Below are 14162 nucleotides of genomic sequence, written 5' to 3'. Positions count from 1 at the left end.
GGCACGGGGGATCCGCGATCCCCCGTGTCAGCTACGCCCGGTGAAGCGCCCCTCGGCGGGTGAGCGTCGCCGCCCACAGGGCCAGCGCGGCATAAGCGCACAGCACCCCGAAGCCGGCCCACGGCGACAGCGGGAAGTAGCCCGTGATCGGCAGGTAGAAGGCCTGCACGTGCGCGTACTCGCGTACGCTCTGCTGGACCGCGAAACCCGCCGCGGGCGTGAACGCCAGCAGCCACTCCCCCACGCCCGCGAACGCCAGGACGTAGGGCAGGAAGACCACCGTCACGGCCGCCACGATCGCCACGACGGCCCGCTTGATCAGCGCGCCGAGCGCCAGGGACAGCACCGCGACGGCGGCGAACAACAGGCCGGTCCCGACGATCACCTGCAGATATGCCGGCAGGCCGACAGGGACTGGATGGATGCCCTTGGGCGGCAGCATCGCCAGGCTCGCCGGCACCACGACGGCGGCGGGGATCACTCCGGCGAGGAAGGCCACCGTGCCGATCACCACGGACTTGGCCGCGAGATCGGCGCCATGCCGGCGGATCGGCCCGTGCCTGTAGTCGGCGGTCACGAACGTGACCGCCACGACGATCATCACGATCAGTCCCGCGAGCCCGCCGAGGAGCGTCCTTTCGATGGGCTGTCCGTCCACGCTGGGCGCGATGTCGCCGACCCCCGTCACGGTGAACGTGTCACCCGCGCGGGTGAAGGCCCCCGGGTGGTGCGGTGTCACGCCGTCGAGCTCCATCGTGACGCCGATGTCGTCGGGCTTCCAGGCGCCGCCTCGCGGGCTGACCTGGTCGAAGACGGCGGTGGCCTCGGAGAATCGCGACTCGGGCCCTCCTCCGGACATCGTCAGCGCGCCCGGTGAGGCGACGAACAGCCCGATCTCCACCGTCTCCGGCAATCCGTCGAGTCGTGCCTTCCCCACCTCGGTCCACTGCCTGCCGTCGGCCGACTCGAACCCGGTGAGCGTGTCACCGGCACGAGTCAGTCGCAGCCAGCGCGGATGGCCGCCGGCCGAGCCTGCGGTGTCCTCGGTGAAGTTGTGCTGCATCCGCACCCCGTGCCGAGCGGTCACCATGACGGCCGCGTACTGCGAGCCCTGCTTGACGCCGTCCTTGACCATGACGCCCGCCTTCGCCCACGGCACGACGCCCGGAACGGGCACGGGCCCGCCTCCCGTGCCGGGTGGCGGAGGCTCCTTGATCCGTCCTGTCATCGAATTCACTCGGGCGGTGATGCTGCCGTCGCCCCGCAGCGGCTGATGGACGAAGAAGAACCTGTCCTCCACGGCCTGTCCGCCGGGTCCGAGGACGGGCTGCGGACAGGGCTCCTCGATGACCTCGCGCTTCGCGATGTCGAACTTTCCACACGTGGCCCGGACGGTCGCGGCGAGCGTCAGCCCCGACGCCAGCACGATCAGCGCCGCGGCCACCGCGCCGATCACCCGGCCGCGACTCGTCCTGAACCTGGTCCATTCCGCGCGTATCACGACGCCGGCTCCGTGGCAGCCGCCCGTTGCGGCGTCAGGTGGGAGATCGGGGCGTCGAAGGCGGGCCCGCCCAGTTCGATCGTTGTTGTCATGGCGGGCACACTAGGCAGCCGGCCCGGCGGAAGCGTCACGCCGCCGAGCCATCTTCCGCGTCCCTGATGTCAGGGACGCGGATCCCTCGCCGGAGGGACGGCGCCCCGCCGGCCGGCCCGGCTGATCGGTCCGCACGGCGCGGGGCCGGCTGGACTCTCCCCCCGTGGGAGGCTTCATGCTACTCCTGGCGATCCTGGTGGCCGGTCAGGGAAGTGGCGGGAGGGGGACGGTGCGGACCTCATCGCCTTTGCCGTGCAGGCGCAGGTGCCCGGTGCGGGCGGTGATCAGCACGTCGGCGACCTCCAACTGGGCGCATTCTTCCACCCAGGCCCCGGCGTACAGCATGGTGGCCACGATCGCGCGGTCCCGGGCGCCGCGGCGGCCAGGGCCTGGTTGATGGTGGCCGGGGCGGCCTTGGCGATCATCAGGTGCCGGCACCAGGCGGTGACGGCGGCCTCGGCGCAGACGACGTCGGTGAAGGCGTCCTCGTGCTCGGCCCCGTCGGTCTGCAGCCAGGTGACGTACGCGTCGGCCTGCCGCTTGTAGGCGGTCACGGTGCGGGGGGCGAGCTTGCACCGCTTCAGGCGCCGGTGCGCCGCGGCCAGGGCATCGCAGGCGGCGGCCGCGGCGTCGCCGGCGGGGTGGAGCGGGACGACGGGCACGCCCATCGGGCGTCGTCCGCCTCGATGCCCAGGGCGTCCTGGATCGCGGTGTCGCGCAGGTAGCGATCGTAGGCGGCGGCGGTCGTCTGGTCGGCGGCGGCCAGGTCGAGCTGGGTGCGGCCGTCGATGGCCAGCGGCCCGCGCCTGCCCGCCCAGGTCACGGCCGGGCGCGCGTCGGCGTCCAGGAGGGTGATGGCCGGCTCGTCCTCGATCAAGGTGTCGCTGTCCTGCATGTAGGCGCCGACGCGGACGGTGATGCGCTCGACCGTCGCGTCACCCAGGTCCTGGCGCGTCTCCACCACGGACGCCTCCAGGGCGGCCAGCTCGGCCGGGCCGGCGGCGGCGGCGCGGACGTGGCGGGCGTACCCGGCGGCCTTGTAGGCGGCGGTGTCGACCTCGCGCTGCTCCGCGATGTCGCCGATGTGCGCGGCGCGGGCGGCCTGACCGGCGAAGGTGAGGGCCTTGAGGAGCGTCCACATGGCCTCGGTGTAGCCGTCGCCGGAGCCGTGGTCATCGCGGGCGTCGTAGCTGTCGTTCATCGCCGGGCCCAGGGCGGTGCTCATCTGCTCGATCAGGTGCTGGATGGCGGGCAGAGCGCCCATGAGGCGGGGCCCGGGGCGGGGCGTCGTGGTGGGGGTGGTCGCGCTCACGGGCAACCCGCCTTCTTATCCGCTGAGTTTCGCCCCGGGTTCCGGCGCCCCGGCGACGGCATTATCAGCTGCGGGCGATGACGGCCGCCTCACCACGGGTGTCCCGTCTCATCTCACATGAGGCACGTCTCACCGATCATGGTGTATTCGCTCAGTTGCCTCATGATCGGTGAGACGCATCCACCGGCCTCGCGCGGAGTCGTCGGGCCGGGCCGTGAGTAGGGTGCGAGCGCGAGGTGCAAAGGAGCGTGGTTGCCCATGGCCCCGAACGACGACAGCGTGTCCGCTCGTGCAGCGCGCCCGCTGCCGCCGGCCTTCGCTGCTGGGGCGGCAGTGGGCGTGCTGGGCGGGATGATCGGCCTGGGCGGGGCGGAGTTCCGGCTGCCGTTGTTGATCAGTGTGTTCGGGTTCGCCGCCTTGTCGGCGGTCATCATGAACAAGGCCATGAGTCTGGTCGTGGTACTGACTGCGCTGCCCGCCCGTCTGGCCGCTGTCCCTCTCACTGACCTGGGCGCACACTGGACGATTGCGGTCAACCTGCTGGCCGGAAGCCTGATCGGTGCCTGGGCCGGCGCGTCGTGGGCGGTGCGGATGCGTAGCGCCACCCTGTATCGGGTGCTGGCGGTCTTGATGGTGGGCATGGCCGGAGCCCTGGTGCTCACCCACACCAGCGCCCTGGGCACTCTGACCCTACCCGGCCCGGTGCAGACGGCCGCCGGAGTGGCGGCGGGGTTCGGCATCGGTGTGGTCGCCGCGATCATGGGGGTGGCCGGCGGGGAGCTGTTGATCCCCACGATCGTGCTGCTGTACGTCGTGGACATCAAGACCGCGGGCAGCCTATCTCTACTGGTGTCCTTGCCCACGATGCTGGTGGCCTTCGCCCGCTACAGCCGCGATGGCAGCTTCGCCGTGCTGGGCGCCAGCCTACGCTTCGTGGCGGTCATGGTCGCGGGCTCCATCATCGGCGCCCTGCTGGGCGGCCTGCTGCTCGGCGTAATCCCCGACCTCGTCCTCATCCCCGCTCTCGCCGCCATCCTGCTGATCTCCGCAGTGAAGGTAGCCCGGCATGCCTCGCCGAGATGAACAGGAGCGGTACCCTGCGTCTCATCCAATCTGAGGCACCGCAGGTCATGGCGTTTCCATGCCTCAAGTTCGATGAGACGGAGCAACGGGTCCGCCACCCGGCCATCCGCCTCCAGCCCATACCGGAGGAGGCCGGACCACTGACCATCCGCCCTCTCCTGCTTGCGCTTCTCAGCCAGGTCCCGCAGGGCCGAGACATCGCCGGCGTCGGCGGCGGCACGGGCCAGCCGCTCGGCCTCCTCCCGATCCCCCGCCTCCTCGCGCATCCTGGCCAGCCGCCAGTTCCTGGACATCGGCACCGGGCTACCGACCGCCGACAACACCCACGAGGTCGCGCAGCGGATCGCACCGGAATCGCGGATCGTCTACGTCGACAACGACCCGCTCGTACTGGTCCACGCCCAGGCTCTGCTGGTCAGCGCCCCGGAAGGGGTCACCGACTACATCGAGGCCGACGTGCGCGAGCCTGAGGTGATCCTGCGCGGCGCGGCGTCCGACCTGGACTTCGACCAGCCGATCGCGCTGATGATGCTGGGCATCATGGGACAGATCTCCGATGGGGACGATCCCAAAGGGCTGATCGACCGGCTGATGGCCGCCCTGGCGCCGGGTAGTGACCTGGCGCTCAGCGACGGCGTCAACACCAATCCGGCGCTGAACGCGGCGATCAAGGCGTACAACGCCAGATCGGCTAACACCTACCATGTGCGCTCGCCGGAGCAGTTGGCGGGCTTTTTCGAGGGGCTGGATCTGGTCGAACCCGGCGTGGTGGTGACGTCGAGGTGGCGGCCGGACCCGGTGGAGGTGGGCAAGGTGCCGGAGGACCAGGAGGCCGCCATGGGCGGGGTCGCCCGCAAGGCGTGATCTATCCTCCCCACGCCAGGCGCGACCACCGAGCACGGTCACCCGCGGTGCCACGCGGGTAAGGGGCACGCCCGGTCATGCGGATGTCCCTTCAGGCCCGTACTCGCGCAGCAGCAGCGACAGCAGGTCGATGCCGAGCGGGATGTCCATGGCGATCGTCTTCGTCCAGGTCGCGCTGGCCGAGTCCGTCGTGCTGGTGAACGTGCGCGAGAACCCGATCAGCGCTCCCCGCGGTGGCGTCGTTCAACAGCGTTCATGATGAACCCCGCCTGAGGAGGAGCCCGCGCGGGCCGTTCGCCGGCGGGATGGTGGCGGATGTTGAACGCCACGCGACCCGGCCTCCTACAGCAGCACTCATGACCTCGGTATCAACTCACGACCAGCGCCACGACCCCCTCCCCGCTATGGTGACGTAGCGGCAGATTCGATCACGCGTGCGAATGGGCCGAACCCGTACGACGACGCCGCGTTCCCGGTAACGGTCCCGTCGCTGGTCGTCTACACGCCGCCGGGGGAGCTGTTCGAGCGCGGTGTACCTGCTCGCATGGCGCCGCTCCGCGGGGCAGTGGGAGTGCCTGGTGACGTGGGTGGACACGACCCGAACGGAGTCGGGCGCGATCCATCAGAAGCGGGTCGAGTGGGTGCCCGACGATGAGCTGAAGACGATGCGCGCCGAGAAGCTGCGACGCCGGTACAAGGCAGTGCCGCGTTTCGAGCAGTGACCGCATGACGCATTGTCGCGTGTCGCAAGTGTGCGGTTCGCTCCTGACCAGGGAAAGCGCGTCACCAGACGCTAACCGACCTTGTCACAGGGTGCCTGAGCCATGCCATTAACCAGCGGAAATATGCTGTGGCCCAATCCGTGGCACCGAACATCACCCCTATCCCCTACCGTGTCCTTGATTGCTGAAGTTGGCAGTTGCTCACGTTCGTTGTCATGAAGTTGGCAAGTGATCGGCGATCTTGACATGTTGATCATCGCCGCGCGATAGGGACTCGTGCCGGGCGTCGCCTGGGCCCGGCGGTTCCCGCGGTCATCCCGAGCGGGCCGAGCGCTTGCGCGGGGCGGCGGAGCGGGCCGGCCGGGCGCGCATGTGGTCGCGTACGCGGGTCATGATGTCGCCGAGCCGGTGCAGGTCGTCGTCGGGCAAGGGCTCGAACAGCAGGCGGCGGGAGAGCTCGACGTGGCCGGGGAGGATGCGGAGGAACAGGTCGAGCCCGGCTTGAGTGAGCGTGACCAGGGTGGCACGGTCGTCGTCGGGATCGGGCCCGCGCCTGATCAGCCCTGCTTTCTCCAGTAGCCCGGCCTGGCAGGTCAGGCCGCTGCGGCTGTAGACGACACCGTCGGCCAGTTGCGTCATGGTCAGCGACCCCGGCCCGGCCCTTGTGGCGTCCTTCCCGGCCGCGAGCGGCTGCCTGGAACCGGTGCCCTGCGCCTCGGTTCCAGGCACCACGCCGCCGACATCGATGGCCGAGGATGGAGGCCGTCCGATCACTTGGAGACGGTCTCCGGGGTCAGGAGCGGATTCCAGTAGTCGACGTAGCGGCTGATCTTCCCGTCCCTGGTCTCGACGACGGAGATGTAGGTCTGCTCGATCGGTCGGCCGGTCTGGACGAGCCTTCCGACGCTGTTGAACTCGGCGATGACCAGTGAGGGGTCGATCGTCTCGTGGAATCGCAGGTTGACGAACTCGACGTCGAAGGTCGCCGGGAACACCTTGATGTACTCGGCGAGGTTCGCCCGGCCCACGATCTTCTTCTCGTACCCCTCGGCGTCCGGCGCGTAGGGGTGCTCCAGGACGCCGTCCTCGGTGAAGAGCTCCGCCCACTCGTCGGTGCGGCCGGACGAAAGCAGGTCGAGATGATCCCGGAAGACCTGCTGCGCCCGCGCCCGGATGCGGTCGGCGTCGGTGGCCTCGATGGTGGCTCGATCGGTCATGGCGACAGATGTCCCTTCACTCTCGATCATCTTGCTGTTGAGGAAGAGGCAAGTAAGCAGCGAATCGCTTAGTTGCCTTCGGCGCGCTCGACCGCGCCGAGATAGAAGTAATTAATCACTCGCATCCTGGGAGCGTCAAGTCGCGCACATCGAAGGGCGGACCCCGGGCGGAGGGCGCCCTCCATGACCCGATCGCAGGCCATCGCCGGGGCAGAGGAGGAGGGCCGCCGGTTTGACGCCCCGCGATGGAAGTGGTTAATTAATTCCATGACGACGAGGGAGCGGCAGCGCTCGACCGCGGAGGAGCGGCGGGCCACGGTGATGCGTACGGCGATCAGCACCTTCGCCGAGCGCGGGTACTACGGCACGTCCACCATGGAGGTGGCCAAGGCCGCGGGCATCTCGCAGGGCTACCTGTACCGGCTGTTCCCCGACAAGGAGGCGCTGTTCGCCGCGGTGGTCGACTACTGCTCCAAGCGGCTGCTGGAGGCGGCGGCGGCCACGATCAGCTCCGTCCGGAGCACCGATCCGGAGGTGATCCTCAAGGCGCTCGCGTCGTCCTACGGCGACGTGGTCGCCGACCGGGAGCTCCTCATGATCCTCATGCACGGCAACTGCGCCGCCGGCGAGCCGGTCATCGGCGAGGCCGTACGCGCCTGCTACGCCAAGCAGGTCGAGTACATCAGGGCCGCCTCAGGCGCCTCCGACGAGCAGATCCGCCGCTACTTCGCCGACTCCCTGCTCGCCAACGTGGTGCTCGCCGCGGGGATCGGCACCGTGGACGCCCCCTGGGCGCGCACCCTGCGCGGCTAGAGCCGCGACCGCGCCCTCCCGACCCCGTCCCATCCTGTATGGCCGCTTCGGCGGCCTCTCTTTTGACTATTTTTGTAAGCGGTCAACCAATTACCTGGAGGCATGTGATGCCGAAACAGCGCGGGACCGGGGCCCTGCTGGCCCTGCTCGCGTTCGCGCAGTTCATCAGCGCGGTCGACTACAACATCGTCTACGTGGCGCTGCCGGAGATCGGCGACGCGGTGGGCTTCGACGCGCACAGCCTGCAGTGGGTGATCAGCGCCTACGCGGTCGCCTTCGGCGGCTTCCTCCTGCTGGGCGGCAGGGCGGCCGACCTGCTCGGCCACCGGCGCATGTTCACCACCGCGCTCGTGCTGTACGGCCTGTCGTCCCTCGCCGGCGGGCTGGCCGAGGACCCCGGGCCGCTGGTGGCCGCCCGTGCGGTGCAGGGGCTCGGCGGCGCGCTCCTGCTGCCGGCCACGCTCTCCCTCATCAACACGACCTTCGCCGAGGGCGCCGAGCGCAACCGCGCCCTCGCGGCGTGGGGCGGCGCCGGGGCCGTCGGGCTCGCGCTGGGCTCGCTGCTGGGCGGCGTACTGACCAACTACCTGGGCTGGGAGTCGGTCTTCTTCGTCAACGTGCCGCTGGCGCTCGGCGCCACCGCGGTGGCCTTCGGCGTCATCCCCAAGGACCCGCCGCGGGAACGAGGGCGCGGCTTCGATCTCGCCGGCGCGCTCACCGCCACCGTCGGGTTCAGCGCGCTGGTCTTCGGCCTGGTCCAGGGGCCGGAAGCCGGCTGGGGCTCCGCCCAGACCCTCGTGGCACTCGCCGGCAGCGCCCTGCTGATCGGCGCCTTCCTCGCCATCGAGGCCCGTACGGCGCACCCGCTCATGCCGCTGCGCCTGTTCCGGAACCGCAGCCTGGTCACGGCGATGGGCGTCACCTTCGTCTTCATGGGCACCTTCGGGTCCCAGTACTACTTCTTCACGGTGTACCTGCAGAACGCGCACCACTACAGCGCCATGGCCACCGGCCTGGCCTTCCTGCCGTCCGCGCTGATGGGCATGGCCGGCTCGCGGGTGAGCGAAAGACTGCTCGCGGCCACCGGTGTCCGCAACACCATCGTCATCGGCCTCCTGCTGGGCGCCGCGGGCATGACCCTGCTCGCCCTCGCGATGTCGCCCTCCGGCGGGTACCCGGCACTGCTTCCCGGCATCGTCGCGATCAGCCTGGGGCAGGGCATCGCCTGGACCGCCATGTTCGCCGCGGCGGCCACCGGAGTGGACGCCCGGCACCAGGGAATCGCCTCGGCCATGGCCTCGACGACGCAGCAGATCGGCGGCGCGGTCGGTCTGGCCGTCCTGATCGCCGTCGCCACCTCGGGTCTTGACACCGCGACCGGCCCCGCCTTGGTCCCCGGCCTGCGCACCGCCGGGTTCACCGCCGCGGCCCTCACCCTGGCCGGTGTTGCCATCGCCCTTACCCTGCGCCGCCCGGCCCGGCAGACGGCGGCTCGCCCCACCGAGGCGAAGACTCCGGCACGCGTCCCCTGACGATCTCGCCCACCCTCGCCCGCCGTCCGTGCACTCCGGTCCGCCACCGCGCCACGATCCTGGTGACGCCGGTGGCGGAGTCCCGGATGATCACTTGCGTCGCCGGGCCACCGCTCAGCATCGTGAGCACGGTGAGCGACGTGCCCGAGCGGTGGAGCCAGGCCACCGTCTACCCCGACATGTGGGTGGACCCCGACGAAGAGCCGTGGCGGAGCAGGCGCTGGTCGACGCGGCGTTCGCCGATCTCGCTCGTGAACAGGCGGCGACCGATGCGGCGCTGGAGGGGTATCCGGACCTGGGCACGCGAGTGGGCCGCGACGGCATCGCCGTCCGGGAGTTGTGGGTGCACCGGATCGAGGAGTACGCCCGCCACTGCGGGCACGCCGACCTGCTGCGCGAATGCATCGACGGCCGGGTGGGGCAGTAGCGGGGAAAGCCGGCAACGGCGGGAACACCGTCCGTCGCGATCCGCCGCAGGGATCACCGCGCGACCCGAGGCCGGGCGCGGCGACGGTCATGTGCCTGCCCCAGGGACGAGCGCCGCCGGCGGTTCGGGCCGCACCCCGGCGAACAGGTCGTTCTCGGGAAGGGATACCTCCACGTGGGAACGCGCGAGGTAGTAGTCTTCGGTGGGCCACACCTCGCGTTCGATGTCGCGGTCGTGGAGCATAAATCCGGCGTTCGGGTCGATCTGTGGCGTGCGCCAGCAGTGCCCGGTCCCGTAGCGGGAAGTAGTCGGCGCAGGGCACCCGGGTGGTGAACTCCGGTGCCGGAACGTCGTCACCGAACCCGGCGAGCACGGCCTCCATGCCGGAGGCGATGCCACGCGCCGTCATGCCGTCGCGCAACGCCTGGAACCACGCCCTGGACAAAGCGCCGTGATAGTAGAGCTTGAGCGGCCGCCATGGTCGTCCTGCCGCGGGAAACCGGCCGGCATCGCCCGCCGCTTCGAACGCCGCGACGGTCACTTCATGCGTTCTGATGTGATCGGGGTGCGGGTAGCCGCCGGTCTCGTCGTAGGTGACCACCACATGTGGGCGGAACCGGCGCATCAGCGCCACGAGCCGTCCGGCCGCCTCCTCCAGCGGTGTGGCGGCGAAGCAGCCGTCCGGCAGCGGTTCGCCGTCGGCGGGCAGCCCGGAGTCGGCGAAGCCCAGGAACCGCTGCCGGACACCGAGGATCTCGCGGGCGGCGGCCATCTCGGCGCGCCGGATCTCGGCGAGGTTGTCGCGCACGCCGGGCCGGTCCATGGCGGGGTTGAGCACCGTGCCGCGTTCGCCGCCGGTGCAGGTGACCACCAGGACGTCCACGCCCTCGGCGGCGTACTTGGCGAGTGTCGCCGCGCCATTGCTCGACTCGTCGTCGGGATGGGCGTGGACGCTCATCAGGACGGCTTCGAGGCGGTGACCATCGCCGAGATCGCGGCCGCCGCCCAGGTGGCCAAGATGACCGTCACCAACTACTTCCCGCGTAAGGAAGACCTCGCCCTCGACTTCCACGAGACCTTCACCGCGAGCCTGGCCCGTACCGTCGCCTCCCGGCGCGAGGGAGAATCCGCGCTGGCCGCCCTGCGCCGCGAGTACCTTGCCGCCGTCGAGCGGCACGACGCCGTGGCCGGCTTCTCCAGCCCGGCGTTCGCCCAGATGATCGCCGCCAGCCCCACCCTCAACGCCCGGCTGCGCGAACTGCACGACCAGCGTGAGGACACCCTGGCCCACGTGCTCGCCACCGAGACCGGGGCGGCTCCGGGCGACCTCACCCCCAGGGCCGCGGCCGCTCTGCTGGCCGCCGCCCACCGCACCCTGTTCCAGCACGTGATGGACCTGGTCGTGGCGGGCCAGACCCACCAGCAGATCGCCACCACCATGAGCCGGGCGGCCGGCCAGGTCTTCGGACTGCTGGAACCGTCCCTGGCCCACTACGCCGTACGCCAGGCCCGGCGGTAGCGTCGAGCCCCGCCGGGCCGTGTTGTGCGGACCGCCTGCCTGCGCGCGCCGGGGTGACGGCCCGCGCACGGCCGGCCGATCAGAAGACGTCCACCCAAGGGCCGCACTTCAGGCGGTGGTGGACACCGCTGCACACCTTGATGTCGAAGTCCTTCTGGAACTCGAAGTCCTTGATGTAGTAATCGGGGGCGGTGGTCTTCGCGGACCAGGTCTCGAATTTCCCGGTGTCGTCGAAATAGCGGAACTTCACCGTGGTATACGCGCTGCCGCGGTGCCGGTCGTACAGGAGCCCTCCGAAGTAGTAGTCGCCGCCCCTCTTGACCCAGTGCCCCTTGAAGTATCCACGCCTGTCGGGCGCGTGGTAGGTGAACTTCTTTCCCCAGGTGGCCGTGGCCCCCGCCTGAGCATCCGAGACGGCCTGGGTCGTCACGGCCGCCTGGGCCGGGGCCATGGCCGCGAGCGGCCCCAGGGCCACTCCTCCCGCGACGATGGCGCCCGCGAGCATCTTCCGCATGTTCGTCTCCCCTTTTTGTGGACTGCCGGGCGTTGGCCCGCCCCCGTGTTCCGAATCCACATCCTTCGACAGCCCTTATCGGGCGGGAGTTCGCCCGGAAATTGCGGCGAATATCACAGAACCCGAGGCCCGGGCATGGCGCACCGGCGGCTACCGGCCCAAACAGGCCCGCGGCGCCCCGTGCCGCGGGCCTATTTCACCCGGACTGTTTCGTCGCGCAAATTCCCGCCGCCGGAATGCCGGCCGCCCCGGCGAAGTACGGGCCGGGCGGCGCGGTCACGGAGTGAGACGGTGCAGGTCGCGCGGGAACAGGGTGGTCTGGCGCACGTTGGCGGCGCCGGTCACCCGGGAGGTCCAGCGTTCCAGGCCGATGGCGAAGCCGCCGTGCGGCGGCATGCCGTGGGCGAACGCGGCCAGATATCCCTGGTACGCCCGCGGGTCCTCGCCCCGCTCGGCGAGTGCGGCCAGATAGTCGGCGTGGCGATGCAGCCGCTGGCCTCCCGTCACCAGTTCCAGGCCCCGGAAGAGCAGGTCGAAGCTGCGCGAGTACGCCGGGCGGGCCGGGTCGGGATGGGTGTAGAACGGGCGCTTGACCATCGGATACCCGGTGACGAACAGGAACTCCGAGCCATGTTCGCGCAGCGCCCACTCGCCGAGCCGGCGTTCGTGGGCGGGCGCCAGGTCGGGCTCACCGCGGGGATCCTCGCCGGTGTGCCGGGCGAGCAGGTCCTGCGCCTCGGTGAAGTCGATCGCCGGGATCTCCTCCGGGACCTTCGGCACGTCGATGCCCAGGAGGGCGACCGCGTTCACGGCGCGTTCGGCGACGGCGGCGTGCATGCCGGCCAGCGCGCGGGTGAGCACCGCCATGACGTCGCGATGGTCGTGGATGAAGCCCAGCTCGGCGTCCAGGCTGGTGTACTGCGCCAGATGCCGGGCGGTGTCGTGCGGCTCGGCCCGGAAGACCGGCCCGACCTCGTACACCCGCTCGAACACCCCGACCAGGGTCTGCTTGAAGAACTGCGGGGACTGGGCCAGGAACGCGGGCCTGCCGAAGTAGTCGATGCCGAAGACGTTGGCCCCCGACTCCGTCGCCGAGCCCACGATCTTCGGGGTGGACGTCTCGACGAAGCCGAGTCCGTCGAGTGCGGCCCGGAACCCGGCGACCCCGGCGGCCGCGATCTCGAACGGCGCCCGGAGCCGGGGATGCCGCAACGCCACAGGAGCGTGGTCGAGGATCGTGGGCAGAGCGCCGGAGACGACCGGCCGGTACAGGTCGAACGGCGGCGGCTGCACCGGCTCGGACAGTACGTCGATCACCGGGTCGACCAGCTCCGCCCCGCCGGGGGCCTGTGGATTGGCGGCCACAGTGCCGGTGACCTCGACCACGGTCTCCTCCGCCAGGTGGACGGGGCGCCGCAGCACGATCTGGGCGAGTGCGGAGCGGTCCCTGATCACCAGGAACGACACCGATTTGAGTTCGCGGCGGCGGTGCAGCCAGCCGGCGAGGCGGACACGGTCGCCGACGTGCGCGGGCAGGTCGGCGGCCAGGATACGAGAGATCATCACACTCCTCGTGGAATATGAGCGATCCCTTGGGAGTGCGGGGGAGAAGGGTGCTCCCGGTGCCACCGCACTTTCGCCGCCGCCGAGACGGCGGCCTCGTCAAGGCCCGGTCACGGGGGCCGGCCGGCGGGGCATTGGGCGATCTCGCCGTTCCTCCCCGCACTCGGGAGGGTCTTCGTTCCGGGGCGCGAGACCGCCTTCGCAGCTACCGGCGGCTCTCTGACCCGCGTGATCCCGGACCTACTCGTCTCCGTCAACGCGTTGCCGCCCAGTGTACGACGATCACCGCTCCCGGCGCACCGTCCCCGCCTGCGGCCGGGGAGCATCACGGGGCGAGGGCGCCGTCGAGCACGGTGCCGAGCAGCGCGGCGAGTTCCTCTCCGAGGTCGAAGGGGGCGGGCTCGGTCTCGATCCATCGCATGACCGCGGAGAAGTAGCCCAGCGCGAGAAGCCTGCCGACCCGGTGGGGGTCGGCCGGCGGCCGGAGCCGCGCGCCGGCCTCCACCACGAGGTCGGCGAGGTCGCGCGCGAGCGGATGGGCGACGAACACGTCGGTGTTCTGCAGCGTCGGCGGCAGGATGGCGGACGTCTCGGCGCGGGTCTCGTGGTTGAGCTCCGCGAGCGCGGCGAGGTAGCCGCCGAGCAGTTCGCGTACGGGGCGCCCCGCGAGGTCGGCGTCGCCGAACGAGCGCGCCGCCCGCTGCCTGCGCCGCAGCGTCCACTCCTCCAGGAACAGCACCTTGCGGGGGAAGTGGTTGAACACCGTCGTCCGCGCCAGGCCGGAGCGCGCGGCGATGTCGTCCATCGAGGTCTCCTCGAACCCCCGCTCGACGAACAGGGCGATGGCCGCCTGGAACACGCGATCTCGCCGTTCGTTGCGCTTGCGGGTGCGCCGGGTGAGCGGCGGGGCCGTGGCGGCGTCGGCGCCGCCCGCCGCGAGCTCCCGGATCGTGGCGCCGGTCTGAAGATTCATCACGCCCAGTAGACCACACCCGCCCACGA

Annotated in this window: 15 protein-coding genes and 1 pseudogene; 7 read left to right on the top strand and 9 right to left on the bottom strand. The window is 70.7% G+C overall.

The annotated features are described in order from the left end of the window. Positions 1-31: 31 nt before the first annotated feature. From HNP84_RS28800 to HNP84_RS28790, 3 genes are all read right to left on the bottom strand, one after another. Entirely contained in the window at positions 32-1501 is a 1470-nt protein-coding gene (locus HNP84_RS28800; RefSeq protein WP_185053086.1) for a DUF1349 domain-containing protein, read from the bottom strand. A 377-nt stretch (positions 1502-1878) separates the two neighbouring features. Continuing rightward, positions 1879-2148, bottom strand: coding sequence for a hypothetical protein (locus tag HNP84_RS28795; protein ID WP_185053085.1), 270 nt, complete (start codon positions 2146-2148; stop codon positions 1879-1881). 26 nt (positions 2149-2174) lie between these two features. Then, a complete protein-coding gene (locus HNP84_RS28790; RefSeq protein ID WP_185053084.1) occupies positions 2175-2906 on the bottom strand; it encodes a hypothetical protein in 732 nt (243 codons plus the stop codon). Between the two features lie 258 nt (positions 2907-3164). Between HNP84_RS28790 and HNP84_RS28785 the strand changes: the two genes are divergently transcribed. The 3 genes from HNP84_RS28785 to HNP84_RS55290 all read left to right on the top strand — a co-directional run bounded on the left by HNP84_RS28785 (position 3165) and on the right by HNP84_RS55290 (position 5575). Next, positions 3165-3989, top strand: a complete 825-nt coding sequence (locus HNP84_RS28785) for a sulfite exporter TauE/SafE family protein (RefSeq protein WP_185053083.1) — start codon at positions 3165-3167, stop codon at positions 3987-3989. Between the two features lie 162 nt (positions 3990-4151). Then, entirely contained in the window at positions 4152-4853 is a 702-nt protein-coding gene (locus HNP84_RS28780) for an SAM-dependent methyltransferase (protein WP_185053082.1), read from the top strand. A 587-nt stretch (positions 4854-5440) separates the two neighbouring features. Continuing rightward, positions 5441-5575: a hypothetical protein gene (locus tag HNP84_RS55290; protein WP_281396291.1), complete on the top strand. Its 135-nt coding sequence runs from the start codon at positions 5441-5443 to the stop codon at positions 5573-5575. A gap of 312 nt (positions 5576-5887) precedes the next feature. Here HNP84_RS55290 and HNP84_RS28775 read toward each other — a convergent pair whose 3' ends face one another. Both HNP84_RS28775 and HNP84_RS28770 read right to left on the bottom strand, forming a co-directional pair. Next, positions 5888-6349, bottom strand: coding sequence for a MarR family winged helix-turn-helix transcriptional regulator (locus HNP84_RS28775; protein WP_185053081.1), 462 nt, complete (start codon positions 6347-6349; stop codon positions 5888-5890). After that, positions 6346-6792 carry a nuclear transport factor 2 family protein gene (locus tag HNP84_RS28770; RefSeq protein ID WP_185053080.1) on the bottom strand — a complete coding sequence of 149 codons (447 nt, stop codon included), beginning with the start codon at positions 6790-6792 and terminating at the stop codon, positions 6346-6348. The genes HNP84_RS28775 and HNP84_RS28770 overlap by 4 nt, the downstream gene beginning before the upstream one ends. A 267-nt stretch (positions 6793-7059) precedes the next feature. Here HNP84_RS28770 and HNP84_RS28765 point away from each other — a divergent pair, with 267 nt between their 5' ends. The 3 genes from HNP84_RS28765 to HNP84_RS56770 all read left to right on the top strand — a co-directional run bounded on the left by HNP84_RS28765 (position 7060) and on the right by HNP84_RS56770 (position 9564). Next, on the top strand, positions 7060-7605 hold the full coding sequence (locus HNP84_RS28765; RefSeq protein ID WP_185053079.1) for a TetR/AcrR family transcriptional regulator: 546 nt from the start codon (positions 7060-7062) through the stop codon (positions 7603-7605). A 107-nt stretch (positions 7606-7712) separates the two neighbouring features. Beyond that, positions 7713-9137, top strand: coding sequence for an MFS transporter (locus tag HNP84_RS28760; protein ID WP_185053078.1), 1425 nt, complete (start codon positions 7713-7715; stop codon positions 9135-9137). Positions 9138-9342: 205 nt separating this feature from the next. Then, positions 9343-9564, top strand: a complete 222-nt coding sequence (locus HNP84_RS56770; RefSeq protein WP_221336871.1) for a mycothiol transferase — start codon at positions 9343-9345, stop codon at positions 9562-9564. Between the two features lie 87 nt (positions 9565-9651). Here the strand turns inward: HNP84_RS56770 and mca are convergent. Further along, positions 9652-10522, bottom strand: a pseudogene (mca, locus tag HNP84_RS28750) (mycothiol conjugate amidase Mca). On the opposite strand from mca, the gene HNP84_RS28745 reads away from it, so the two are divergent. After that, the gene (locus tag HNP84_RS28745; RefSeq protein WP_185053077.1) at positions 10505-11083 is read left to right on the top strand and encodes a TetR family transcriptional regulator; all 579 of its coding nucleotides are present in this window, start codon (positions 10505-10507) and stop codon (positions 11081-11083) included. The pseudogene mca and the gene HNP84_RS28745 sit on opposite strands and share 18 nt — an antisense overlap. A 79-nt stretch (positions 11084-11162) precedes the next feature. Here HNP84_RS28745 and HNP84_RS28740 read toward each other — a convergent pair whose 3' ends face one another. The 3 genes from HNP84_RS28740 to HNP84_RS28730 all read right to left on the bottom strand — a co-directional run bounded on the left by HNP84_RS28740 (position 11163) and on the right by HNP84_RS28730 (position 14133). Then, on the bottom strand, positions 11163-11597 hold the full coding sequence (locus HNP84_RS28740; RefSeq protein ID WP_185053076.1) for a hypothetical protein: 435 nt from the start codon (positions 11595-11597) through the stop codon (positions 11163-11165). Between the two features lie 276 nt (positions 11598-11873). Then, the gene (gene aspS, locus HNP84_RS28735) at positions 11874-13160 is read right to left on the bottom strand and encodes an aspartate--tRNA(Asn) ligase (RefSeq protein WP_185053075.1); all 1287 of its coding nucleotides are present in this window, start codon (positions 13158-13160) and stop codon (positions 11874-11876) included. Positions 13161-13485: 325 nt separating this feature from the next. Next, entirely contained in the window at positions 13486-14133 is a 648-nt protein-coding gene (locus HNP84_RS28730; RefSeq protein ID WP_185053074.1) for a TetR/AcrR family transcriptional regulator, read from the bottom strand. Positions 14134-14162 lie beyond the last annotated feature (29 nt).

The organism is Thermocatellispora tengchongensis (genome assembly GCF_014202315.1).
In the GTDB taxonomy this organism is placed as follows: Bacteria; Actinomycetota; Actinomycetes; order Streptosporangiales; family Streptosporangiaceae; genus Thermocatellispora; species Thermocatellispora tengchongensis.
This window is presented reverse-complemented; position numbering and strand designations above follow the sequence as displayed.